Source organism: Myxococcus sp. CA039A (genome assembly GCF_013336645.1).
In the GTDB taxonomy this organism is placed as follows: Bacteria; Myxococcota; Myxococcia; order Myxococcales; family Myxococcaceae; genus Myxococcus; species Myxococcus llanfairpwllgwyngyllgogerychwyrndrobwllllantysiliogogogochensis.
The window spans coordinates 1-1869 of record NZ_JABUMQ010000628.1; the positions used below are offsets into that span (position 1 = coordinate 1).

General features: G+C 69.5%; 1 protein-coding gene and 2 pseudogenes. All 3 read right to left on the reverse strand.

Features of this window, described 5'->3' with window-relative positions; translation table 11 throughout:
• Window positions 1–406, reverse strand: a pseudogene (locus tag HR086_RS46545) (potassium transporter TrkA); the annotation flags it as partial.
• A 14-nt stretch (window positions 407–420) separates the two neighbouring features.
• Window positions 421–1626 carry a twin-arginine translocase subunit TatC gene (locus HR086_RS46550; RefSeq protein WP_174457530.1) on the reverse strand — a complete coding sequence of 402 codons (1206 nt, stop codon included), beginning with the start codon at window positions 1624–1626 and terminating at the stop codon, window positions 421–423.
• Window positions 1627–1665: 39 nt separating this feature from the next.
• Window positions 1666–1869, reverse strand: a pseudogene (locus HR086_RS46555) (Sec-independent protein translocase TatB); the annotation flags it as partial.

Genomic DNA, 1869 nt, shown 5'->3' on the forward strand with positions numbered 1-1869 from the left:
CCACCCGCCCCGCCCCGCACACCACGACGTGGCCCTTCATCGTCTCGGTGACCACTTCAATCCACTCCTTGTCGTTCTTGTGCCGGGCGAAGAAGAGGTAGGCGAAGCGCACGACGCCGTCCGCCACCAGGGCGATTCCCGCCGGGGGAATCACGACGTTCAAAAGCTCGATGAGCCAGTCGTGCACGTAGGGCAGCGACGGCTGGCCATAGAGCAGGAAGTAGACGTGGTGCAGGGCCTCGCCGAAGGAAATCGGGTCCCCGTCCGCTCCCCTGTAGCGCCAATGGAACATCAAGGGCCCCACCACGAACAGGGCCACGGCCAGCCCCATCGTGGTGCGGAAGCGTCGCAGCAGCGCGCGCAGATATCGGACGTTGGCCCGGAAGTGCCGGCGGGAGCCCACCATGGTCGCGGACCCTACTACGACGCCGGGGTGATGCCCGTCTCGGCCGCGTTCCGCGCCCGCCGCCGCTCCACCAACCACACCAGCAGGACGCCCAGCTCGTAGCAGAGCAACATGGGCCCCGCCATCAGCGACAGGTTCACCACGTCACCCGTCGGGGTGATGATGGCCGCCGCGATGAGGCACACCACGAAGGCGTGGCGCTGGTACTTGAACAGCCACTTCGACTGCACCACGCCCACCACGCCGAGCAGCGCCATCACCAGCGGCAGCTCGAAGATGATGCCGAAGGCGAGGATGAGCAGCAGCACCAGCGACAGCTGCTCGTGCATCGTCAGCATGGGCCGCGTCCACCGCGCCGCCTCGTGCCGCGCCTCGCCCGCGGACAGCTCCTTCTCCAGCTTCCACAGGCCGGACAGCTCCTCGGTGCGCGTGGGCGCCACGCCCGCCAGCAGGCTCGCCGCCTCGTCCATGGCCACCGACGCCGCCGCGTAGTCCTGCTTCGCGTAGGCCGTCACCGCCACCACCTTCTTCTCCACCGCCTGCCGCAACACGCCGCGCGACTGGACGCCGTAGCCGTCCGCCGCCGCGTCCACCAGCTTGCCCAGTCCGGCCAGCCGGGACTTCAGCTCCACGGACTGCGAGGGCGCCCGCTCGGGGGCCGGTGACTGACCTTCTCCATCCGCGCGCAGCGAAGCGCTGGTCTCCTTCGCCAGCGCGCCCGCCCGCTCCGCGTCGCCCACGCGCAGGAAGCGCAGGGCGTCATCCGCGCGCAGTCGGGCCGTGTCCAGCCGCTGCTCCAACGCGAGCGTCTCCTCCTCGTTGAGGAGGAACTTGAACATGGAGGGCAGCACCGCGAAGTAGCAGAAGCACGCGCCCGCGATGAAGGCGAGCGAGCCGAACATGACGAAGGGCGCCGCGTAGCGCCGCTCCTCCGGGAAGAGGCCGGGCGAGACGAAGCCCCAGATCTGCCAGAGGATGACGGGCGTGGTGAGGAAGATGCCGCAGTACACACCCACCTTCATCAGGACGTTCAGCTCCTCGATGCCGGACGTGTAGATGAGGGCGCGGTTGCCCTCCGGGAGCGCGTCCAGCACCGGCCGCATCAGCACGCCGAAGATGGGCTTGGCGAACAACAGCGACACCGTCCCCAGGATGAAGACGGCCAGGGTGCACTTGAAGAGGCGCCCGCGGAGCTCCGACAGGTGCTCCATCAAGCTCATCCGCAGGTCGGAGTCAGCGGCAGTCTGGGAACTCAGGGGTCAGCTCCGTTTCGGCGCGTTGCGCGCCACGGTTCCAGGCAGCGGCGCGAGGCGGGGCAGGCCATCCGCGCCCACGCTCTCGGCGGCGTCGGAAGAAGGGGTGGAGGAAGGCGTCTCGGTGGGCGCGACGGGCTCGGAGACGGCCGTGGGCGCCCCAGGCTCGGACACGGGCGAGGGCTCGGGGAGGTCCACGCCATCCAGGCC

What these genes read in the sequence shown, in the direction of transcription:
- HR086_RS46550 (WP_174457530.1), bottom strand. Translation starts at nt 1,626, where the DNA reads ATGAGCTTGATGGAGCACCTGTCGGAGCTCCGCGGGCGCCTCTTCAAG.